21 protein-coding genes are annotated in these 22251 nt (G+C 64.7%); 14 read left to right on the plus strand and 7 right to left on the minus strand.

What is annotated here, in order from left to right; all coding sequences use genetic code 11:
- Positions 1–93 precede the first annotated feature (93 nt).
- From typA to BW970_RS05715, 3 genes are all read right to left on the minus strand, one after another.
- Positions 94–1914, minus strand: coding sequence for a translational GTPase TypA (gene typA, locus BW970_RS05705; RefSeq protein WP_076529455.1), 1821 nt, complete (start codon positions 1912–1914; stop codon positions 94–96).
- Between the two features lie 59 nt (positions 1915–1973).
- Complete coding sequence (locus BW970_RS05710) at positions 1974–2591, minus strand: YitT family protein (RefSeq protein ID WP_076529456.1); 618 nt, start codon at positions 2589–2591, stop codon at positions 1974–1976.
- Between the two features lie 113 nt (positions 2592–2704).
- Entirely contained in the window at positions 2705–3307 is a 603-nt protein-coding gene (locus BW970_RS05715; protein WP_076529457.1) for a YitT family protein, read from the minus strand.
- 409 nt (positions 3308–3716) lie between these two features.
- Between BW970_RS05715 and BW970_RS05720 the strand changes: the two genes are divergently transcribed.
- On the plus strand, positions 3717–3920 hold the full coding sequence (locus BW970_RS05720; protein ID WP_076529458.1) for a hypothetical protein: 204 nt from the start codon (positions 3717–3719) through the stop codon (positions 3918–3920).
- A gap of 47 nt (positions 3921–3967) precedes the next feature.
- Here the strand turns inward: BW970_RS05720 and BW970_RS05725 are convergent, their stop codons facing one another.
- Together BW970_RS05725 and proS are read right to left on the minus strand one after the other, a co-directional pair.
- Positions 3968–5617, minus strand: coding sequence for a calcium-binding protein (locus BW970_RS05725; RefSeq protein ID WP_076529459.1), 1650 nt, complete (start codon positions 5615–5617; stop codon positions 3968–3970).
- 112 nt (positions 5618–5729) lie between these two features.
- Positions 5730–7067 carry a proline--tRNA ligase gene (gene proS, locus BW970_RS05730; RefSeq protein WP_076529460.1) on the minus strand — a complete coding sequence of 446 codons (1338 nt, stop codon included), beginning with the start codon at positions 7065–7067 and terminating at the stop codon, positions 5730–5732.
- A gap of 169 nt (positions 7068–7236) precedes the next feature.
- On the opposite strand from proS, the gene BW970_RS05735 reads away from it, so the two are divergent.
- The 3 genes from BW970_RS05735 to secD all read left to right on the plus strand — a co-directional run bounded on the left by BW970_RS05735 (position 7237) and on the right by secD (position 11294).
- The gene (locus tag BW970_RS05735) at positions 7237–8118 is read left to right on the plus strand and encodes an SdiA-regulated domain-containing protein (protein ID WP_076529461.1); all 882 of its coding nucleotides are present in this window, start codon (positions 7237–7239) and stop codon (positions 8116–8118) included.
- 59 nt (positions 8119–8177) lie between these two features.
- Positions 8178–8549, plus strand: coding sequence for a hypothetical protein (locus tag BW970_RS05740; RefSeq protein WP_144038883.1), 372 nt, complete (start codon positions 8178–8180; stop codon positions 8547–8549).
- A 111-nt stretch (positions 8550–8660) separates the two neighbouring features.
- The gene (secD, locus tag BW970_RS05745; RefSeq protein WP_076529463.1) at positions 8661–11294 is read left to right on the plus strand and encodes a protein translocase subunit SecD; all 2634 of its coding nucleotides are present in this window, start codon (positions 8661–8663) and stop codon (positions 11292–11294) included.
- A gap of 71 nt (positions 11295–11365) precedes the next feature.
- On the opposite strand, the gene BW970_RS05750 is transcribed toward secD, so the two are convergent.
- A complete protein-coding gene (locus BW970_RS05750; RefSeq protein ID WP_076529464.1) occupies positions 11366–11785 on the minus strand; it encodes a PaaI family thioesterase in 420 nt (139 codons plus the stop codon).
- Positions 11786–12010: 225 nt separating this feature from the next.
- Here BW970_RS05750 and BW970_RS05755 point away from each other — a divergent pair, with 225 nt between their 5' ends.
- From BW970_RS05755 to BW970_RS05775, 6 genes are all read left to right on the plus strand, one after another.
- Positions 12011–13543, plus strand: a complete 1533-nt coding sequence (locus tag BW970_RS05755; RefSeq protein ID WP_076529465.1) for an acyl-CoA carboxylase subunit beta — start codon at positions 12011–12013, stop codon at positions 13541–13543.
- A 7-nt stretch (positions 13544–13550) separates the two neighbouring features.
- Complete coding sequence (locus BW970_RS05760; RefSeq protein WP_076529466.1) at positions 13551–13946, plus strand: DUF6497 family protein; 396 nt, start codon at positions 13551–13553, stop codon at positions 13944–13946.
- A gap of 187 nt (positions 13947–14133) precedes the next feature.
- Positions 14134–14268, plus strand: a complete 135-nt coding sequence (locus BW970_RS21230; protein ID WP_268235087.1) for a hypothetical protein — start codon at positions 14134–14136, stop codon at positions 14266–14268.
- Positions 14269–14352: 84 nt separating this feature from the next.
- Positions 14353–14769, plus strand: coding sequence for a hypothetical protein (locus BW970_RS05765; protein WP_076529467.1), 417 nt, complete (start codon positions 14353–14355; stop codon positions 14767–14769).
- A gap of 334 nt (positions 14770–15103) precedes the next feature.
- On the plus strand, positions 15104–15319 hold the full coding sequence (locus BW970_RS05770; protein ID WP_076529468.1) for a hypothetical protein: 216 nt from the start codon (positions 15104–15106) through the stop codon (positions 15317–15319).
- A 120-nt stretch (positions 15320–15439) separates the two neighbouring features.
- Complete coding sequence (locus BW970_RS05775; RefSeq protein ID WP_076529469.1) at positions 15440–17443, plus strand: acetyl-CoA carboxylase biotin carboxylase subunit; 2004 nt, start codon at positions 15440–15442, stop codon at positions 17441–17443.
- Between the two features lie 81 nt (positions 17444–17524).
- On the opposite strand, the gene BW970_RS05780 is transcribed toward BW970_RS05775, so the two are convergent.
- Complete coding sequence (locus BW970_RS05780; RefSeq protein ID WP_076529470.1) at positions 17525–17959, minus strand: DUF4174 domain-containing protein; 435 nt, start codon at positions 17957–17959, stop codon at positions 17525–17527.
- Positions 17960–18051: 92 nt separating this feature from the next.
- Here BW970_RS05780 and scpA point away from each other — a divergent pair, with 92 nt between their 5' ends.
- The 4 genes from scpA to BW970_RS05800 all read left to right on the plus strand — a co-directional run bounded on the left by scpA (position 18052) and on the right by BW970_RS05800 (position 22233).
- Positions 18052–20187, plus strand: coding sequence for a methylmalonyl-CoA mutase (gene scpA / locus BW970_RS05785; RefSeq protein ID WP_144038884.1), 2136 nt, complete (start codon positions 18052–18054; stop codon positions 20185–20187).
- A 221-nt stretch (positions 20188–20408) separates the two neighbouring features.
- Positions 20409–21137, plus strand: a complete 729-nt coding sequence (locus BW970_RS05790; protein ID WP_076529472.1) for an alpha/beta hydrolase family protein — start codon at positions 20409–20411, stop codon at positions 21135–21137.
- The gene (locus tag BW970_RS05795) at positions 21137–21748 is read left to right on the plus strand and encodes a VOC family protein (protein ID WP_076529473.1); all 612 of its coding nucleotides are present in this window, start codon (positions 21137–21139) and stop codon (positions 21746–21748) included. Before BW970_RS05790 ends, BW970_RS05795 begins: the two co-directional genes overlap by 1 nt.
- The gene (locus BW970_RS05800) at positions 21745–22233 is read left to right on the plus strand and encodes a GNAT family N-acetyltransferase (protein WP_076529474.1); all 489 of its coding nucleotides are present in this window, start codon (positions 21745–21747) and stop codon (positions 22231–22233) included. Before BW970_RS05795 ends, BW970_RS05800 begins: the two co-directional genes overlap by 4 nt.
- Positions 22234–22251: the final 18 nt, after the last annotated feature.

The following is a 22251-nucleotide window of genomic DNA, read 5'->3' on the forward strand; positions in this document are numbered from 1 at the left end:
AGGTATGATGCGCGCCGGACAGTCCGATCTGTCTGCCCCATTCTGTCTGCCCCATGCCGGGCGACCGCCCGGCACGGAGCCAAGACCAAGGGCTCAGCCCTCGGCGCGGGCCTGGCGCTTGCGCTCGTGCGGATCGAGATAGCGTTTGCGCAGGCGGATGATCTTGGGCGTGACCTCGACCAGCTCGTCATCGTCGATATAGGCGATGGACTCTTCCAGGCTCATCCGTACCGGGGTGGTCAGGCGCACCGCCTCGTCCGTGCCCGAGGCGCGCACGTTGGTCAGCTTCTTGCCCTTGAGCGGGTTGACCTCAAGGTCATTGTCGCGGCTGTGCTCGCCGATGATCATGCCTTCGTAAACCTGTTCCTGCGCGCCGATGAACAGCTTGCCACGCTCTTCCAGGTTCCACAGCGCATAAGCCACCGAAACGCCGTTTTCCATGCTGATCAGCACGCCCTGACGGCGGCCTTGAATGGCACCCTTGTAGGGGGCCCAGTCGTGGAAGATGCGGTTCAGCACGCCGGTGCCGCGGGTGTCGGTCAGGAACTGGCCGTGATAGCCGATCAGGCCGCGCGACGGCACATGCGCCACGATGCGGGTCTTGCCCACACCGGCCGGTTTCATCTCGACCAGATCGCCCTTGCGCTCGCCGGTCAGCTTGTCGATCACGGCGCCGGTGTATTCGTCATCGACATCGACGATGACCTCTTCGATGGGTTCCAGCCGCTCGCCGTTTTCCTCGCGCATGATCACGCGGGGACGGCTGATCGACAGTTCGAACCCTTCGCGGCGCATGTTCTCGATCAGAACGCCCATCTGCAATTCGCCCCGGCCCGAGACGATGAACGCCTCGCCGCCCGGAGTGTCCTCGATCTTGATGGCGACGTTCGATTCGGCCTCCTTGAACAGGCGTTCGCGGATGACGCGGCTTTGCACCTTGCTGCCGTCGCGGCCAGCCAGCGGCGAATCGTTGATGCCGAAGGTGACAGAGATGGTCGGCGGGTCGATCGGCTGCGCGGGCAGCGCGGCATCGACATCCAGCGCGCACAGCGTATCGGCCACGGTCGCCTTGCTCATGCCTGCCAGGCTGACGATGTCACCGGCCACAGCCTCGTCGATGGCGGTCTGCGCCAGACCGCGGAAGGCGAGGATCTTGGTGACGCGGAACTGTTCGATCCGGTCACCATCGCGGGTCAGCGCCTTGAGCGTGGTGCCCACGCTCAGCCGTCCCGATTCCACGCGGCCGGTCAGGATACGCCCGATGAACGGATCGGATCCCAGCGTGGTCGCCAACATGCGGAACGGTTCTTCGCTGCGGGTCTGTTGCGCCGGCGAGGGCACGTGACGCACGATCAGATCGAACAGCGCCGACAGATCCTTGCGCGGGCCGTCCAGCCCCTCATCCGCCCAGCCAGAGCGGCCAGAGGCATAGAGATGCGGGAAATCAAGCTGTTCGTCGCTGGCGCCCAGGTTGGCGAACAGGTCGAACACCTCGTTCAGCGCGCGGTCGGGTTCGGCATCGGGCTTGTCGACCTTGTTCAGCACCACGATGGGCCGCAGGTTCAGCGCCAGCGCCTTGGCCAACACGAACTTGGTCTGGGGCATCGGGCCTTCGGCGGCATCGACCAGCAGGCAGACGCCATCGACCATCGACAGGATCCGCTCCACCTCGCCACCGAAATCGGCGTGGCCGGGGGTGTCGACGATATTGACGCGCACACCCTTCCATTCCACCGAAGTCGCCTTGGCCAGGATGGTGATCCCGCGCTCGCGTTCGATGTCGTTGCTGTCCATCGCACGTTCGGTCACCTGCTGGTTCTCCCGATAGGTGCCGGACTGTTTCAGAAGCTCGTCCACCAGCGTGGTTTTGCCATGGTCGACGTGCGCGATGATCGCGATGTTGCGGATGTCCATATGTTCGCCTTGAATGCTGCGCTGCCGCGCATACACGAGCAAGAGCCGATTGGCCAGACTCAGCCGGGCAGATACCAGTCGCGGCGATGGTTCATGGCGATCACAAAATTCAGAACCAGCGCACCGACCAGCGACCACAGCACCTGTGGCAGCGGCAGAACAAGAAACGCCACCGCAAACAATGCCGCATCCCACCCCAGTTGCACCCAGCCCGCGCGGATGCCGAAACGGTCCTGTAGCAGGATGGCAACGATCGACACGCCGCCCAGGCTGGAGCCATGTCGGAACAGACCCAGCAGACCCACCCCGGCAATCACCCCGAACAGCAGCGCAGCCATGCCCGGATGCAGATAGGACAGGGTCAGGTAGTCGGGCAGCAGTTCGGCCAGCCAGGACACCGCCGACACCGCCGCGAGGCTTTTGAGCGCAAAGACCGGGCCGCGCGTCCACCAGGCCAATGCATAGAACGGCAGGTTCACCGCAAAGAAGACCCAGCCAAAGCCCCAGCCTGTGAGATACGAGACAAGCAGCGCCAGCCCCGCAGTGCCCCCTGTCACCAAGCCCGCAGAGCGCAGCAGCATGATGCCAGCCGCCCCGCCGATGATGGAAACGACCAAACCTTGCAGGTCTTCGATCCGGGAATAGCGCGGTGGGGTGGGGGCGACACTGGCGGTCATGGCATCCTCTTGGCCAAAGGCGTATCAAAGGATGTTGCACTGCCGCATATACGTCAATGACACTGACGCATTTTTAGCACCAGGCATGGCGGGTCTGCCCCCTGCGCATGACCTCAGGTGGCGATATAGCGGTCTTTGCGATGATTTATGGCAATAACCAGATTGACCACCAATGCACCGATGAAACTGTAGGCAACCGCAGAAACCGGCAGCATCAGCAAGGCCACGGCAAACAGGACGGCATCGAATCCCAACTGAACCCAGCCCGCGCGCCATCCCAGCCGGTCCTGCAACAGCAGCGCCAGAATGCCGATGCCTCCCAGGCTGGCCCCATGCCGGAACAGCGCCAGCAGCGCCGAACCAGAGGCCAGGCCGAACAGCACTGCGCCGAACAGCGGGTTCAGATTGGCAAAGCTGACCCACCCCGGCATCAGCATGGTCAGCGCCGACAGGATGGCGACCGCCGCAAAGGTCTTGAGCGTGAACTGCCAGCCCATCCGCCACAGTCCCAAGGCATAGAACGGAATATTGACCACAAAGAACACCGGGCCAAAGCCCCAGCCGGTCGCATAGGCAATCAGCACCGCAAGCCCCGCCGTCTGGCCGGTGACAAGGCCAAGATGCGTCAGAACCACCATGCCAAAGGCCGCCATCGTGGCACCATAGGCGATGCCTTGGGCATCTTCGGCCAGGGAATGGGTTTTGGGATCGGTCATGGTGCCCCTCGTTGCCGCAGCTTTGGTCCTCATGCCGCAGGAATGCCTGTGTCCGCAATGCCTCAGATCGGCAGGAAATCCGCGCCCCGGCGGTGGAAAGGCTGGACAGGCGCCTGCCCCCTGCGGCAATCCGTCGCTATCCGGCACATCAGACAGGAGGGCGGACAATGATCGTACGATTTACCGCACCTCGCGCCGGTGGGCACCATGATGGCGCATCCTGCGCCCGATATCCGGGCTGGTCGCGCCGTCAAGGCTGATCCATCGGCCGCCCGGCCCTCACTGTCTGTCACATCCCCCTGATCTGTCCGGCGCCACAGGGCGCCTGCCCAAGCGGCGCCGCGCGTGACGCGGGGGGTTTTCCACCTTTGATACGAAAGGCCGGTCCCTTGGGCCGGAGATGCCAGTCATGCACCTGTTGACCATTGACGACCTGATCCAGATCCACGGCCCGCGCCGCGTTCTGTTCGCGGCCCTTGGCGCCATGTTCACCCCCAGCCCACGCCTCAGGATCGGCGGGATCGAGGGCATGGACGACCGACTGCTGCGCGACATTGGCCTGCCACCCCGGAGCGGGGCACCCCCGAGGCTGCATTCGAGACTGATGCGGTAAGCGGCCCCGGCCCGTCACGCCGGAGTGACGGGCCGGACGACCGTTGATCAGAACAGAAAGTTGTCCGCATCGCGCAGATCGTCAAGCGCGACATTCTGCACCAGAACCGTGCCATCGCCGACCCGGAGCAGCACGTCATCGCCCTGCGCGGCAAAGGAAATGTCGCGCAGGCGAGAGGCGTTGCCGAACTGGAGCACGTCCATCCCGATCTCGAAATCGGTGATCACATCGTCGCCATGCCCACGGGCAAAGCGGAACACATCCGCGCCCCAGCCGCCGGTCAGCACATCATTGCCCTTGCCGCCGATCAGCGTGTCATCGCCATCCATTCCAAACAGCGAATCCTTGCCACCGCCGCCGCGCAGGACATTGCCCTCCTGATTGCCGACCAGCCGGTCCGCCTTGCCGCTGCCGGTCAGGTGCTCGAACCCGTCCAGCCAGAACCAGCCGCGCGAGTCCTTGCCCTCGGGGACGATCTGCTGATAGCCACTGGCCGACAAGGACACGTCAAGCGCCACCCTGGCCCGCGACAGATCCAGCGTATCACTGCCGTTTCCGCCCCAAATACGCACCGAGGCAAGCGGCTCCAGCCCGGCCGTGGCAAGCGTGTCATGGCCATCGCCCAGATCCACCAGACCGGCGCCGCCGGTGCCCAGCCGCACCAGATCGTCGCCATCCATGGTGCGGATCGTGCCGACATATTCGGCATTGGTCCTGACAACATCGCCGCCCAGCCCGGTCCGGATGGAATCGGCACCGCCCTTCAACACCAGGTCCACCCCATCGGGCCCCGTCGCCACCAGCGCCCCGACCCAGCCCTTGGAGGTGATCTTCTGCGTCGCGCCGGTGGTTCCGATCAGGGAGATCTGGCCAATCCCCCCGGTGCCGATCCGCAGGTCCACGGTGGTCTCATGCGCCACCAGCGCATCCACATGGCCCGCGCCGGTGGTCAGCCGCAGATCTCCCGCATCGGTCTTGAGCATGGAGATCCGGGCCGCGTCGGACAGGGTCAGGCGCATCTCTCCGCCTGCCATCATCGCCTGTTCGATCATGGCAGTTCCCGAAAGGTCAAAGGTCTTGACGCCCCCATCGCTGCGCAGGCTCTCAATCCGGGCGTCGCCGGTCATCGTCAGGCTGTCGCGCCCGTCATACAGCCGGACCCAGCCGATCGCGGCCCCCTCGCCCATGGTGATCCGGTCATTCCCGTCGCCCATGATCAGCGCCTCGACGCTGCCGGTCCCGGCAGTAAATCGGTTGTTGCCGCCGCCCATGTCGATGGTGGTGACGCGGCCGCTGCCGCCGATGACGGTATCGTTGCCCTCAAACAACTCGACCGATGTGGTTCGCCGGATGCCCAGCGTGATCGCATTGCTTTCGGTGTCAAAGGCGGTGATGTGGCGCACCCGCGTTTCGCCCAGCACGACCTGCGCCCCGCCATCCCCCAGCCACAGCCAGTCGATGCGGCGTTCCAGACCATCGCCGGACTCCGTGAAGCGTGACGAGACCCCGAAATCCCCAAGGCGCAGGTGGCGGATCAACCAGTCGCCCTGCATGGTGAAGTCCAGCCGATGGTCGGTTCCGTCGTCGGGAAAGGCGATCCCCAGAAAATCGAGCCGCCCGTCCTGCCAGGTGTAGGTCTGGTCAAGCTCTATTGGCGTGACCCCGTCCAGAACGATGGTGTGCACAACTGTGGCCATGTCCGTCTCCTCGCCCTTCGGCTGGCTGGCAGCTTTGGCGCACACTACCTGACCGGCAACGGTCCGGGCAATCTTCGCCCGGACCGTGTGGTGTTCACAACTTCGGTGGTGCTCAGACCCCGGCGTAGATGCTGGCCACGCGGGCCACGGCGGCCTCGGGGCTCATCTCCTCGGAGGTGCCGGTGCGGCGGCAGGTCAGTTCCACCTTGCCCGCAGCCAGGCCGCGCGGCCCCACCGTGATGCGCCAGGGCAGTCCGATCAGGTCCATGGTGGCGAATTTCGCGCCCGCCCGCTCGTCCCGGTCGTCATACAGCGCCTCGAGACCCTTGGCCGCAAGCCCCTTGTAGATACCTTCGCAGGCCAGATCGGTCGAACCATCGCCTTGCTTGAGGTTGACGATGCCAACCGGGAAAGGCGTCACGCCTTCGGGCCAGATGATGCCCTTGTCGTCGTGGCTCGCTTCGATGATCGCGCCCAGCAGGCGCGACACGCCAATGCCATGGCTGCCCATTTCCACCGGCACGCGGCTGCCGTCGGCGGTCACGACGGTGGCGCCCATCGACTCGGAATATTTGGTGCCGAAATAGAAGATCTGCCCCACCTCGATGCCGCGACCCACCTTGCGGTGTTCCTCGGGGATCTGGTCGAACAGCGCCGCATCATGGGTTTCATCGGTGCGCGCGTAAAGCGTGGTGAATTCCTCGCACACGGCGGCCACCTGCCCGCGGTCGTCATAGTCGATGTCGCGCGCGCCCAGTTTCAGCGCGGTGACGCGATCATCATAGAACACCTCGGATTCGCCGGTATTGGCCAGCACCAGGAATTCATGCGTATTGTCGCCGCCGATCGGGCCACTAGCCGCGCGCATCGGAATGGCGGTCAGGCCCATCCGCTCGTAGCTGCGCAGATAGCTGACCATGTGGCGATTGTAGGCATGCAAGGCGGCGTCGCGGTCCACGTCGAAGTTGTAGCCATCCTTCATCAGGAACTCGCGCCCGCGCATCACGCCAAAACGGGGGCGCACCTCATCGCGGAACTTCCACTGGATGTGATACAGCGTCAGCGGCAGATCCTTGTAGCTGCCGACATGGGCGCGGAAGATGTCGGTGATCATCTCCTCGTTGGTGGGCCCATACAGCATGTCGCGGTCGTGCCGGTCCTTGATGCGCAGCATTTCCTGGCCGTAGTCGTCATAGCGCCCGGATTCGCGCCACAGATCGGCCGGTTGCAACGTGGGCATCAGCAACGGGATATGGCCCGCGCGCTGCTGTTCCTCGTGCACGATCTGCTCGATCCGGCGCAGGACGCGATAGCCCAGCGGCAGCCAGGAATAGATGCCCGCCGCCTGCTGCTTGATCATCCCGGCCCGCAACATGTAGCGGTGCGAAACGATCTGCGCCTCGGCAGGGTTTTCCTTGAGAACGGGCAGGAAATAACGCGACAGACGCATCGGTGGCCTCCAGAATGCACGGGTCGCGCCGTCCTAGCGCGGCGCGGGCCAAAGCGCAATCGGCAGGGCGGCCTTGCACGAACCGCCTCTGGACGGCGACCACCCTGCACGGCTAGGGCTTTGGCAAAGGCGTCGCGCGCGCCGCTGAGCTGTTCGTGGCGGAACCGACATGCCCCCTGCACTGCGAAAACCGACGGTCTTGGCCCTGATCGTGATGGCTGGCGCAGCGGCCGCCCTTTCGGCGGTCCTGTCTCCGCCGGCACTGGTGGGCGGCGGGCTGCTTGCCCGTGGATATGTCGCCGACATCGACCGCGCGCCCATCCACGAGGTTGCCGACAACCTGTCGGGGCTGACCTATTCCGACGCGACAGGCACGTTGTTTTCCGTGACGAACCGCCCGCCACAGGTGGTGGAACTGACGCCGGACGGCCAGCTTGTGACCCTGATCCCGCTGGACGGGTATCTCGACCCCGAAGGCATCACGCATGTGGCTGGCGAGGTGTTCCTGATTGCCGACGAAGGCGACCAGAGCCTGCACCGCGTGACGATCAACGCGGGCACGCGGCGCCTTGCGGCAGCGCCCGACACGCGGGTCGCAACGGGGATCGGCGCCTGGCGGAACATGGGGATCGAGGGAATCTCCTGGGACGCACGGCACGGGCGGCTGTTCCTTGCACAGGAAATGCTGCCAATGCGCGCCCTGATCCTGGAAGGGTTCGACAGCGCGGCCCGCCTGACATCCGCGGCCCCGCAGGTCTCCGAGTGGTATCCCGCAAGCCTGTCCTCGCTGGAAACGCTGGACCTGTCTTCGCTGACCCTGCACGAAGCGACGGGGCATCTACTGTTGCTGAGCCACCTGTCCTCGGCAGTGGTGGAATATGACCAGACCGACCGCCTGATCGGGCGCATGGGGCTGGGTGGCGGGCAAAGCGGCCTTGCGGCTGGGATCGGGCAGGCCGAGGGGCTGGCGGTGGGGCCGGACGGGTCCATCTTTGTGGTGGCAGAACCCAACCTGTTCTATCGCTTTCGCATGGGTTCGCCCTTGCCATGATCCGCACCGAGCCGCGTGCCCCGTTTGCCTTCCGGCGTGGAATATGCGACCTGTGGCGAATGAACGCTCCGGCATCCCAGCTACGCCTGACGGGGGCAAGGCTTCTCGCCTTGTTCATGGTGCTTGCCGTGGCCGTTCTGTGGCAACCGCGCATCGCCGGTCGCACGGCCGGCGCCGGTCCGGCAGAGGCGTTGCTGACCACCGCGACGCTGCAAGGCGACAAGGGCCAGACACCCCGCGCCGCTGTCATGGTCAAACGCGCAACCGAGGATCGCGGTCCGGGCGCGCCCCCCGGCCTGATCCTTGCCGCCCTGCGCAGCATCGGCCCTGCCTGGCATCCGACACCCCAAGGCCGTGTCGCGGCAATTGCCGCCTGCCCCCCGGATCAGCCCTGCGCCCGACAGGCCCCGCGCGCACCGCCGCTGGCCTGATCGCCCATCTTTCGCCGCCCTGCCCCACGTCAGAGGCGTTCCTCTCCGTTGACCCGCCCGTCCCAGCGTGCCCGATGGCATGATCCGCACGGGCGCTTCTGGACACCACCCATGCAAAACACCGCCTTGTGGAAACGCCTCATCATCTGGGGCATCTGTCTTTGGGGCCTTCTGGCCGCCATGCCCAACGCCTTTTACACGCAAGTGGAAAAGCACAACGATGCCGCTGCGCTGATCGAGACCGGCGCGACGCTGACGCCCGAACAAACCTCTGAACTGGCCGGCTGGCCGAACTGGTTGCCGTCCAGCCTGGTCGCGCTGGGGCTTGACCTGCGCGGGGGCGCGCATCTGCTGGCCGAAGTGCGGGTGCAGGATGTCTATGCCGCGCGCATGGACAGCTTCTGGCCCGAGGTGCGCGACACGCTGCGCGCCCAGCGTGATCAGGTCGGCGCGATACGCCGCATCACCGGCGCCCCTGGCGAGCTGAAGGTGGAAATCGGCAACCCCGACGGGATGCAGGCGGCGGCAGATGCGATCCGCAAGCTGGCCACCCCTGTCGTCAGCCTGACCGGCGTGGGCCAGAACGACATCGAGGTCTCGACCGCCGCCAATACGCTGACCATTCGCCTGTCCGATGCCGAACGCGCCGGGATGGACGACCGGACAATGCGGCAAAGCCTGGAAATCATCCGCCGCCGCGTGGACGAGGTGGGCACCCGCGAGCCGACGATCCAGCGTCAGGGTGCCGACCGTATCCTGATTCAGGTGCCCGGCATCGGTTCGGCGGCCGAACTCAAGGCGCTGATCGGGACCACGGCGAAACTGACCTTCAACCCTGTCATTGGCGTGGCCTCCAGCGCCGATGAGGTGGCGCCGGTCGGCGCCACGGTGCTGCCCTCGATGGATCAGCCGGGGGTTTACTACATCATCGAACAGTTGCCCGTCGTCACCGGCGAGGAACTGGTCGATGCCCAGCCCGCCTTTGACCAGAACGGTCGCCCGGCGGTGAACTTCCGCTTCAACCCATCGGGCGCGCGGGTCTTTGGGGATTATACGGCCAACAACATCGGCCGCCCCTTTGCCATCGTGCTGGATGACGAGGTGATTTCGGCACCGACGATCCAGAGCCACATTCCCGGCGGCTCGGGCATCATCACCGGGCGCTTCACGGTCGAGGAAAGCACCCAGCTTGCCGTTCTGCTGCGCGCCGGTGCCTTGCCCGCTGGCATGGACTTTCTGGAAGAACGCACCGTCGGCCCGGAACTGGGCCAGGACAGCATCGACGCAGGCAAGACCGCCTCGATCATCGCCATGGTGGCCGTCATCGTCTTCATGGTTGCGGTCTATGGCACCTACGGCATGATCGCCAACGTGGCCCTGACCATCAACGTGCTGCTGATCCTTGCCATCCTCTCGGCACTGGGCGCAACGCTCACCCTGCCCGGCATCGCGGGCATCGTCCTGACGATGGGCATGGCGGTGGATGCCAACGTTCTGATCTTCGAACGCGCCCGAGAAGAATTGCGATTGGGCAAACCGGCAGGGCGTGCCATCGAGCTGGGCTTTGACAAGGCGCTGTCGGCGATCATGGATTCGAACATCACCGGCCTGCTGACGGCGGTGATCATGTTCTCGGTCGGCTCTGGTCCGGTGCGCGGCTTTGCCGTGACGCTGGGGATCGGGATCATCACCTCGATGTTCACCGCGGTCTATGTGACGCGCCTGCTGATCCACACCTGGAACAGCCTCCGCAAGCCCCGCAGCGCGCCGCTCAAGGGGTTCATCACGCTGATCCCCAACGATACCAAGATCAACTTCTTCCGCTGGCAATGGGCGACCTTCGGCACCTCGATGGCGATGATGGCCGCGTCGATCGTGCTGATCGCCACAATGGGGCTGAACTTTGGCATCGACTTCCGGGGGGGCACAACCATCCGGACAGAATCGACCCAGGCGGTGGATGTGGGCATCTACCGGACCGCGCTGACACCGCTGGACCTGGGCGATGTGGCGATCACGCAGGTCTTTGACCCGACCTTCCGCGACAACCAGCATGTCGCCATGATCCGCATCCAGGCGCAGGAAGGCGACGAGGCGATCACGCCCGAGATCATCACGAGCATCGAAGCCGCGCTCAAGGCGGTGGATCCGGCGATCACTTTCCCCTCGGTCGAATCCGTCGGGCCGAAAGTATCGTCCGAGTTGATCTGGCTTGCACTGGCGGCGGTCGCGGCCGGATCGGTCGGCATCCTGATCTATATCTGGCTGCGGTTCGAATGGCAGTTCGCGGTGGGTCTGGTTGTCGCGCTTCTGCATGACGTGATCGTCACGGTCGGGATCTATTCGTTGTTCCAGCTCAGGTTCGACCTGACCATCGTGGCCGCGCTGCTGACCATCCTTGGCTATTCGGTCAATGACACGGTCGTCATCTTTGACCGCCTGCGCGAAAACATGGCCAAATACAAATCCATGCCGCTACGCGACATGATGAACTTGACCACGAACGAAACCCTTGGACGAACGTTGATGACAGCGATCACCACGATCCTTGCGCTGACCGCGCTGATCGTGTTCGGCGGCGACGTGATCCGGGGCTTTGTCTTCGCCATGCTGCTGGGCGTGTTCCTTGGCACATGGTCCACGCTGTATGTCGCCAAGAACATTGTGCTGCTCCTTGGGCTCGACCGCAGCGACAAGCCCAAGAAGAAGGGATCGGATCACGAATTCTCCAAGATCGACGCCTGAAAAACCGCCGGGCCCCGTTTCGGGGCCCGGCACGATTCCCCACCGAAAGGGCGATCCATGAAAGGCTGGCGTCAGCCGCGCGCGTTGCGCTTCAGGATCATCTGGGTCTGCGTCACCTGCGCCGCCAGCTTGCCATCCCCGCGGTAGACAGAGGTCTGCCACACCTTGGTTGTCCGCCCGTTGTGCAGCAACCGTGCCACCGCCCGCGCGGTATCGCCGAATTCCAGCGACCGGAAGAAGTTGGTCTTGCTTTCCGAAGTGGTGGTGAATTCGTCCTCGGCCACATGCAGAAAGGTCGCCGTGCCGCCGGTATTGTCCGCAAGCGACATCAACGCGCCACCGTGCAGCACACCGTTGCGATTGATCAGCGCCTCGGTCACGGGCATCTCGGCCACCACTTCCTCGGGCGTGGCCGACACGACCCTGATGCCCAGATGGCGCGCATAGGGCGGCTGGCCATCCACAACGATCTCGACGTATCTGTCTTCCATCCTGCGCTCCTTCGGTTCCGTCGCGGGTATGGGCGTGGCCTGTACCCCTGTCAACGTCGCCGATGCCGGGTCTCGATCCGGCGGTCGGGTCTGACAGATCGGCACGATTAGCTGATTTGCAATTATCAGATTTGATATTGCACAATATTTGCAAATTTTCTGATTTCTTCTTTGTCACAGCATCGCCCTGCCCTATGGTCGCCGCGACAGAACGGGGAGACTGCGATGAAGGACATCCTGCAAGAGCTCGAAGACCGCCGCGCCGTGGCGCGTATGGGCGGGGGCGAACGCCGGATCGCGGCGCAGCACGCCAAGGGCAAACTGACCGCGCGCGAACGGATAGAGCTGTTGCTTGACGAAGGCTCGTTCGAAGAATTCGACATGTTCGTCGCCCATCGCTGCACCGATTTCGGCATGGAACAGGACCGCCCTGCGGGGGATGGCGTGGTGACAGGCTGGGGCACGATCAACGGGCGCCAAGTCTATGTCTTTTCGCAGGATTTCACGGTCTTTGGCGGCTCGCTGTCGGAAACCCATGCCCAGAAGATCTGCAAGATCATGGACATGGCGATGCAGAATGGCGCCCCGGTGATCGGCATGAACGACTCGGGCGGCGCACGGATTCAGGAAGGCGTGGCCTCTCTGGCCGGCTATGCGGATGTGTTCCAGCGCAACATCATGGCCAGCGGTGTGGTGCCGCAGATCAGCCTGATCATGGGCCCCTGCGCAGGCGGGGCCGTCTATTCGCCCGCGATGACCGACTTCATCTTCATGGTGAAGGACAGCAGCTACATGTTTGTCACCGGCCCCGACGTGGTCAAAACCGTGACGAACGAGGTGGTGACGGCCGAGGAACTGGGCGGCGCCATCACCCACACCAAGAAATCCAGCGTGGCCGACGGCGCCTATGAAAACGATGTCGAGGCGATTGCCGAAACCCGCCGCCTGTTCGATTTTCTGCCGTTGTCGAACCGCGAAAAGGCCCCGGTGCGCCCGTTCTTTGATGATCCGGCGCGGGTGGAATCCAGCCTCGACAGCCTGATCCCCGACAACCCGAACCAGCCCTATGACATGAAGGAGCTGATCACGAAGGTTGCCGACGAAGGCGACTTCTTCGAGATCCAGAAGGATTACGCTGGCAACATCATCACCGGCTTTGTCCGAATCGAAGGGCAGACGGTCGGCGTGGTGGCGAACCAGCCGATGGTGCTGGCCGGATGTCTGGATATCGACAGCAGCCGCAAGGCCGCGCGATTCGTCCGGTTCTGCGATGCCTTCGAGGTGCCGATCCTGACGCTTGTGGATGTTCCGGGCTTCCTGCCCGGAACGGGCCAGGAATATGGCGGCGTCATCAAGCACGGGGCAAAGCTGCTGTTCGCCTATGGCGAGGCGACCGTGCCCAAGGTGACGGTGATCACCCGCAAGGCCTATGGCGGCGCCTATGACGTGATGGCCTCCAAACACCTGCGCGGCGATTTCAACTATGCCTGGCCAACGGCAGAAATTGCCGTGATGGGCGCCAAGGGGGCGGTCGAAATCCTGTATCGCAGCGAACTGGCCGACAAGGACAAGATCGCAGCCCGCACCAAGGATTACGAAGACCGCTTCGCCAACCCCTTTGTCGCGGCCGAAAAGGGCTTCATCGACGAGGTGATCATGCCACATTCGACGCGCCGCCGGGTGGCACGGGCCTTTGCGAGCCTTCGGAACAAGAAGCTCTCGAACCCGTGGAAAAAGCACGACAACATCCCGTTGTGATCCTGCGATGCGCGGGGCCTGGGCCGTCGCATTGCTGACAGTATCTCCTGCCTTCGGGCAGGAACTGGTACCTGTTCCATCCGGGCAACCCGTGACCTTGCAGGACGTCGTCCTGAACGCACCCGGCCCCGCCGGATTGACCGCCCGTTTCCGCTTTGTCGCGCCGCAGATCGCGCGATTTGGCGGAACGATAGATTTCGAAACCGCAGTCGCCGACATGGATCACCTGTGCGCCACCTATGCCCTGCCGCGAATCGACACCATCACCGGGCCGCGCCCGGCCGAGGTGGTGATCTCGTTGTCGGACAGGCCGGTGGAGTTCGGCGTGATCACCCCCGAGGCGACACAGTTCTTCGAAGCCTATTCGATCCAGGATGGCACCTGCGTATGGGAGGCGTTCTGATGCGGTCACGCGATGCCTCCGCCTGTGATGCAGGCCAGCCACAAGGCGGATCTATGGCGGCGATGCCATGGGCGAAGCCATGCGCATACGCTATGATATTGCCTCGCGGCCCGTTCATGGCCGTGGTATTGCAGCCGTCGCCGGGCACCACATCCGCCCGGACGAACCCGGATAACAGGAGCAGTGGATGTCCTTTACCCTTCGCGCCACCTCGGCACTCATGCTGGTCGCCTTCGTTGCGGCCTGCGCCAAGAAAGAAGAGCCGGTCTATGTCACCGAGCCGGTTCCCGCCGCGCCGGTCTACACCGGCAAGTACAAGTGATCTGACAACAGGTCATCGCTCGCGGGCAGGCACGGGCCTGCCCGGAGCAAGCCTTCCGCGCGCCATGGCCGGAAGGAGTTCCCGATGCTGAAACATCGCGGGTTTCCGGGCCGACTGCCCGGTACGGATTTTCAATTCGTCATTCGCCGCGCCAACAAGGACGGCGCAACCAAGATCATCCGGCGCGAACGCTATGCCGACCGCGCCTATCCCGATCGCATGGCCGATCAGGGCTTCATGCAGGCCCTTTGGGAACAGTTCGGCGAAGACCCGTTCGAGCGCGGCAATCTGGATGCCGGCCGCCTGTCCTGGCTGTTCGGCCGCGAAGTGGTGCCGGCCGAAGATCCGTTCAACCCGGCCTCGTATGACGCACTGCTGCGCATCGACGTCAAACGCGCCCGCGCCGCCTTTCCCGAAGTCTTTGCCGAACCCGAAGGCCCGTGGTCGCCTGACGAGGACGATTGGGACGACGAGGATCTGGACGACGAGGACGAGGCATGACCCCGCCGATGTCCCTGCGCAACCGGCGAACTGCCGCGCATCCCGCCGCGGGGCGCAACGTACCGCTTGCACAGATGGCATCGGCACCGAATGCTGGGTGCAGGCTGGCGCGTGTGCGTCGTGTCGGCCCGATCCTGCTGGATCACCCCCCTTCCCATGACTTGCGCCCGGACCGCCTGTCGGCCGGGCGCACTTTTCCCGACCGGGATCGCGCCGGAACCGGGCGGAATTTCGCCGCGCCCGGAAAGTTGATCGGTATTGCCATTGCAGCGGGAACCGCGTTGCGGGACTCTGCGTTCATACAACCAGAACACCGCAAACGAGGCAGTTCCCCATGCGCAAGCTCATTCTTCTTCCGTTCCTCATCGCGCCGCTTGCCGGCTGTATGCAGGATCCCATGTCGCGCGGTGCCGGTGGCGCCGTCGCGGGTGCCGTCATCGCCGATGCCACGGGGGGCAGCGCGCTTACCGGCGCCGTTGTCGGTGGCCTGGCCGGTGCCGCGACCTGCGGCGTCAACGTCGGCCTGCCGCCGTGCCGTCCGCGCTACTGATCTGATCCGCGCCGCTTCGCTGCGGCGCCCCGCCCTGTTGCAAACCACCCGGAGCCTGCGGCCTCGGGTGGTTTTTTCATGTCTTGCGCCCGCAGTCCCGCGCGCATCCCAGGAGGACCAATGTTCAAGAAGATCCTGATCGCCAACCGGGGCGAGATCGCCTGCCGTGTCATCAAGACCGCGCGCAAGATGGGCATCCAGACGGTTGCGGTCTATTCCGACGCCGATCGCAACGCGCTGCATGTGCGCATGGCAGACGAGGCGGTGCATATCGGCCCGTCGCCTGCGAACCAGTCCTATATCGTGATCGACAAGATCATGCAGGCCATCCGGCAGACCGGCGCCGAAGCCGTGCACCCCGGTTATGGCTTTCTGTCCGAAAACATGAACTTTGCCGCCGCCCTGGAAAAGGAAGGCGTGGTGTTCATCGGCCCGCCCAGCCCGGCCATCGAGGCGATGGGGGACAAGATCACCTCGAAAAAACTGGCGCAAGAGGCCGGTGTCTCGACCGTGCCCGGCTATATGGGCCTGATTGCCGACGCGGATGAGGCCGTGAAGATCTCGAACGAGATCGGCTATCCGGTGATGATCAAGGCCTCTGCGGGCGGCGGCGGCAAAGGGATGCGCATCGCCTGGTCGGAATCCGAGGTCAAGGAAGGCTTTGAATCGTCCAAGAACGAAGCCGCCAACAGCTTTGGCGACGACCGGATCTTTATCGAGAAATTCGTGACGCAACCGCGCCACATCGAAATTCAGGTGCTGGCCGACAAGAAAGGCAACTGCGTCTATCTGCACGAGCGCGAATGCAGCATCCAGCGGCGCAACCAGAAGGTCATCGAAGAAGCACCTTCGCCGTTCCTGGACGAGGCCACGCGCAAGGCGATGGGCGAACAGGCCTGTGCCCTGGCCAAGGCGGTGGGCTATACCAGCGCGGGCACGGTGGAATTCATCGTCGACGGGAATCGCAACTTCTATTTCCTGGAAATGAACACCCGCCTTCAGGTGGAACACCCTGTCACCGAACTGATCACCGGGATCGACCTGGTGGAACAGATGATCCGCGTGGCCGCAGGCGAACCGCTGCCCTTCGCCCAGGGGGATCTGAAGATCAACGGCTGGGCGATGGAATCGCGGCTGTACGCCGAGGATCCCTATCGCAACTTCCTGCCCTCGATCGGCCGCCTGACGCGCTATCGGCCGCCAGCCGAGGGCGAGACGACCCGCGGCGGCATCGTGCGCAATGACACCGGCGTCTATGAGGGGGGCGAGATCAGCATGTTCTACGACCCGATGATCGCCAAGCTGTGCACCTGGGCGCCCACCCGCGAAGCCGCGATCGAGGAAATGCGCCTGGCGCTGGACACGTTCGAGGTGGAGGGCATCGGGCACAACCTGCCCTTTGTTGCCGCCGTGATGGACCATCCGAAATTCGTCGCAGGCGACATGACCACCGCCTTCATCGCCGAGGAATACCCCGATGGGTTCCAGGGCGCCGCGCTGGACGAGTCCCAGTTGCGCAAGGTGGCCGCCGCCGCAGCCGCGATGAACCGGCTGGCCGAGATCCGCCGCACCCGCATCTCTGGCACCATGGACAACCATCAGCGCCGGGTCGGCAATGATTGGGTGGTATCGGTCGGCGGGCATGAACTTGCGGTAAAGATCGACGCCGACCGCGACGGGGCGACCGTGACCTTTACCGATGGCGCGGCGCATCGCGTGACGTCGGACTGGACGCCCGGTAGCCAGCTGGCCCGCACGACCGTCGATGGCGCGCCGGTGGTGATGAAAGTGGGCGAGATCCCGATGGGCTTCCGCCTGCGGCTGCGCGGCGCGGATCTCAAGGTTCATGTCCGCACCCCGCGCGCGGCGGAACTGGCCAAGCTGATGCCGGAAAAACTGCCGCCCGACACCTCGCGCTTCCTGCTGTGCCCGATGCCGGGTCTGGTGGTGAAGATCAACGTCTCCGAAGGGGACGAGGTGCAGGAAGGTCAGGCCCTGGCCACCGTCGAGGCGATGAAGATGGAAAACATCCTGCGCGCCGAAAAGAAGGCCGTGATCAAGAAGATCAACGCCGCCCCCGGCGCCAGCCTGAAGGTGGACGATGTGATCATGGAGTTCGAGTGAGCGTCACCCGAAGGGGCCATCCATGCGGCAAGGTTCGATCCAGCCACAGACGGACGCAGGCGGCGTGCCGCCCGCGTCGCCCTACCGCCCCGAGGGGTGCCGTTCCAGCACTTCCTGGCGGCGCAGGGGAAACTTGTCGATGGCTGCGATGATCTCGCGCACATCCCAGGGCAGCGGCTTGCGGATCACGGGTTGCAAATCCTTGTCCAGCAGCACCAGCGAAAAGCCGCGCGGGCGGTATCGCTGCCGCCATTCGCTGCGCGCGGCGGGATCGGCATCGAACACCACCACAACATCGCGTTCCGCCAAGGCGTCGGGATTGCGGGCCAGCAACTCCAGCTGGCGCTGGAAATTCGGATCGTTCGGACTGTCGGCAAAGACCAGAATGGGGCGGGTGACGAACATCTGGTCCGCCATCACCACCTCGTCCGCGGGCTTGGCATCAAATTCCAGGGCCTGCACCGGCCCGACCATCAGCGGCCACAGGGCCGCAAGCAGAACATAGAGCGGTTTCATCGCGCCTCCCTTGTTCCCCATACATAGGGGCGGGCGCCGCGAAACCCAAGACAATCCGGGGAGTTCCCCGCATCAGACCAAGGAGAATGGGCGTGGCCGACAAGCTCGATCAATGGCGCCAGCTGGCAAGCAAGGAACTCAAGGGCGCCGATCCCGACGAGAAACTGGCCTGGAACACGCTGGAAGGCATCCGGGTCAAACCGCTTTACACCGAGGAGGACGTCAAGGGCCTGCCCCAGATCGGCGAAATCCCCGGCGTGGCGCCCTTTACCCGTGGGGTCCGTGCCACGATGTATGCCGGGCGGCCCTGGACGATCCGGCAATATGCGGGCTTTTCCACCGCCGAGGAATCGAATGCCTTCTACCGCAAGGCTCTGGCGGCCGGGCAACAGGGCGTGTCGGTAGCCTTCGATCTGGCCACCCATCGCGGCTATGATAGCGACCATCCCCGCGTGGTGGGCGATGTCGGCAAGGCGGGTGTGGCCATCGACAGCGTCGAGGACATGAAGATCCTGTTCGACGGCATCCCGCTGGACAAGGTGTCGGTGTCGATGACGATGAATGGCGCTGTGATCCCGATTCTGGCCAATTTCATTGTCACCGGCGAGGAACAGGGCCACGACCGCGCGCTGCTGTCGGGCACGATCCAGAACGACATCCTCAAGGAATTCATGGTCCGCAACACCTATATCTATCCGCCCGAGCCCTCGATGCGGATCATTGCGGACATCATCGAATACACCTCGAAGGAGATGCCGAAGTTCAACAGCATCTCGATCTCTGGCTACCACATGCAGGAGGCCGGCGCGAACCTGGTGCAGGAGCTGGCCTTTACCCTGGCCGATGGCCGCGAATATGTGCGCGCCGCGATTGCCGCAGGCATGGATGTGGATGCGTTCGCCGGGCGGCTGTCGTTCTTCTTTGCCATCGGCATGAACTTCTTCATGGAGGCGGCCAAGCTGCGCGCCGCGCGCCTGTTGTGGACGCGCATCATGCAGGAATTCGAGCCGAAGAAACCCGGCAGCCTGATGCTGCGCACCCATTGCCAGACCTCGGGCGTGTCGTTGCAGGAACAGGATCCCTATAACAACGTGATCCGCACCGCCTATGAGGCGATGGCGGCGGCGCTGGGGGGCACGCAATCGCTGCACACCAATGCCCTCGACGAGGCCATTGCGCTGCCGACCGAATTCAGCGCCCGCATCGCGCGCAACACCCAGTTGATCCTGCAAGAGGAAACCGGCATCACCCATGTCGTCGATCCGCTGGCCGGGTCGTATTACGTCGAAAGCCTGACAGCGGAACTGGCCGAAAAGGCCTGGGCGCTGATCGAAGAGGTCGAGGCGATGGGCGGCATGACCAAGGCCGTGGCCAGCGGGATGCCCAAGCTGCGGATCGAGGAAACCGCCGCACGGCGCCAGGCGCTGATCGACCGGGGCGAAGATGTGATCGTCGGCGTCAACAAGTACAAGCTGGCCAAGCAGGATCCGATCGACATCCTGGAGATCGACAACACCAAGGTCCGCGATTCCCAGATTGCCCGGCTGGAGCAGATGCGCGCCACCCGCGACGAGGCGAAATGCGAGGCGGCGCTGCTGGAACTGGGCCGGCGCACCGTCGAGGGCGGCAACCTGCTGGAGGCCGCGGTCGAATGTGCCCGCGCTCGTGCCAGCGTGGGGGAAATCTCGCTGGCCATGGAAGGGACTTTCGGACGGCATCGGGCAGAGGTGAAGACATTGGCAGGGGTATACGGGGCCGCCTACGAGGGCGACGAGGGCTTTGCCGCCATCCAGAAGGATGTCGAGGATTTCGCCGCCGAAGAGGGCCGCCGCCCGCGGATGCTGGTGGTCAAGATGGGCCAGGACGGCCATGATCGCGGTGCCAAGGTGATTGCCACCGCCTTTGCCGACATCGGCTTTGACGTCGATGTCGGGCCGCTGTTCCAGACCCCAGAAGAAGCCGCACAGGATGCCATCGACAATGACGTGCATATCGTCGGCATTTCCTCGCAGGCCGCCGGACACAAGACGCTGGCGCCCAAACTGGTCGAGGCGCTGCAGGCCGCAGGTGCCGGGGACATTCTGGTGATCTGCGGCGGGGTCATCCCGCAGCAGGATTACCAGTATCTTTACGATCGCGGGGTAAAGGCGATCTTTGGGCCGGGCACCAACATTCCCGATGCGGCGCGTGACATCCTCAAGCTGATCCGCGCAGCGCGGTCTGCCTGAAGGCGCCGCCGGGGGCGGGCGCCTCGTCCTTTGGCCGCCGCCGCAGGCCCTGTCGGCCGGTCGAGGCAAGCGATTGCCGCACGGCTGGCAGGGTCAGCAGCCTTCGGCGCGATATCCGGTTCCTCGGCGCGGCAGGACCGCGCCGGATCGCAGACAGGCCATTGCGCCTTTGGCGGGGGCGCGGCAGTCTGCGCGCCAGGGACTCGGGCGCAGGAGCGGGCATGGCACTGACACTGGACATGATGGACGGGCTGGCGGTCTACGGCCCGGCCATCGGAGAGGCCCTGCCCGGCGTGGTGATCGTCCACGGATCGGAAGGGCCCGCCGCCGGATGGAGCCATCGCTTCGCCGCGATCCTGGCCGCACATGGCATGTTGGCAGCCCCCTGGGCCTATGGTGCCGGGGATTTGTGGCACGCAGGGCCGATTGCCGATGTGCCGTTGCCAGAGTTGATTGCGGCCGGGCATATATTGGCGCGGCATCCGCGCTGCCGGGGCGTGGGGGTGTTTGGCTGGTCGTTCGGGGGCGGTCTGGTGCTGATCGCGTCGGCGCTTCAGGGTGCCGAAGGGCCCTTCAAGGCGGTTGCCAGCCATGCCGGGGCAGATTTCGTGACGCAAGCCTTCGACCCGGCGAACTTCCTGTCGGGGGAGCATCGGCGCAGACCGGGACCAGAGGCGCCGCGCGCCCTTGTCTGGCCCGGCGAAGAGGCCGCGCTGGCGCCTGGAACGCCGCTGCCGCTCGACCGGCTGCGCGTTCCGGTCTTTCTGTCGGTCGGCGATGCCGATCCGGTCTGGCCCCATGAGCAGACCCTGAACATCGCCGCGACATTGCGCGCGCAGGGCAAGGCCGTCGATCTGATGATCGGCAAGGATCAGGGGCATGGCTACGACTTTGACCACGAACCAGAGCTGTGGGCGCGGCTGCTGGCCTTCTTTGGGGAGCATCTGTGATGCTGTGGCTGGATCATGTCGCGGTCGCCTGCACCGGACTGGAGACGGGCGTCACAGCGGCAGAGAACGCCCTTGGGGTGGCATTGGCACCGGGGGGTGAGCATGTGGCAATGGGCACGCACAACCGCCTGCTGTCGCTGGGCGCCGGGGAATACCTGGAGGTGATCGCCATCAACCCCACCGCACCGCCGCCGGGGCGGCCGCGGTGGTTCGATCTTGACCGTTTCGCCGGCCCGCCCCGATTGGCAAGCTGGGTCTGTGCCTGTGACGACATGGCGACCGCGCTTGCCGCCTGCCCTGCCGGGGTGGGGCGGCCCATGGAACTGGCGCGGGGCGATCTGCGCTGGCAGATGGCGGTTCCCGATGACGGGCGACTGCCATTCGACGGCGTGTTTCCGGCGTTGATCCGCTGGGATGGCAGCGCCCATCCCGCCCCACGCCTGCCGGATCATGGCGTTCGGCTGACCGGCCTTCGGCTGAGCCATCCCGAGGCCGATGCGCTGCGGCAGACCCTGGCCGCGTTGATCGCAGATCCGCGCCTTGTGGTGACGCAAGGGGCCCCCGGCCTGTCCGCCACCTTCTCCACCCCGCAGGGAGAGCGTCGGCTGTGATCCGCGCGGCCCGGCCAGACGATGCCCCCGCGATACTCGCCTTCTGGAACCCGCTGATCCGCGAGACCCTTGTCACCTTCAACCCGACGGAAAAGACCGAGACAGAGCTGCGCGCGACAATCGAAGCCAAGCCTCTGGCAGGACAGGCGTTTCTTGTGGCGGAAGTTGACGGGGCGATTCTGGGCTTTGTCACCTATGGCCAGTTTCGCGCCGGGGTCGGCTATGGCCGGGCGATGGAGCACACCATCATCCTCGCGCCGGCCGCGCAGGGCAAGGGCGTGGGACGCGCGCTGATGGCCGCCGCCGAAGATCACGCCCGCCGCCAAGGATACCATATCATGGTGGCGGCGGTGTCGGGCGGCAACCCGCAGGGCCGTGCGTTTCATGCGGCGCTTGGCTATGCCGAAGTCGGCGTCATCCCCGAAGCGGGCTGGAAATTCGACCGCTACTGGGATCTTGTGCTGATGCAGAAAGTTCTGACCTGACAGCGCCGGGCGCCGCCG

Source organism: Gemmobacter megaterium, assembly GCF_900156815.1.
In the GTDB taxonomy this organism is placed as follows: Bacteria; Pseudomonadota; Alphaproteobacteria; order Rhodobacterales; family Rhodobacteraceae; genus Wagnerdoeblera; species Wagnerdoeblera megaterium.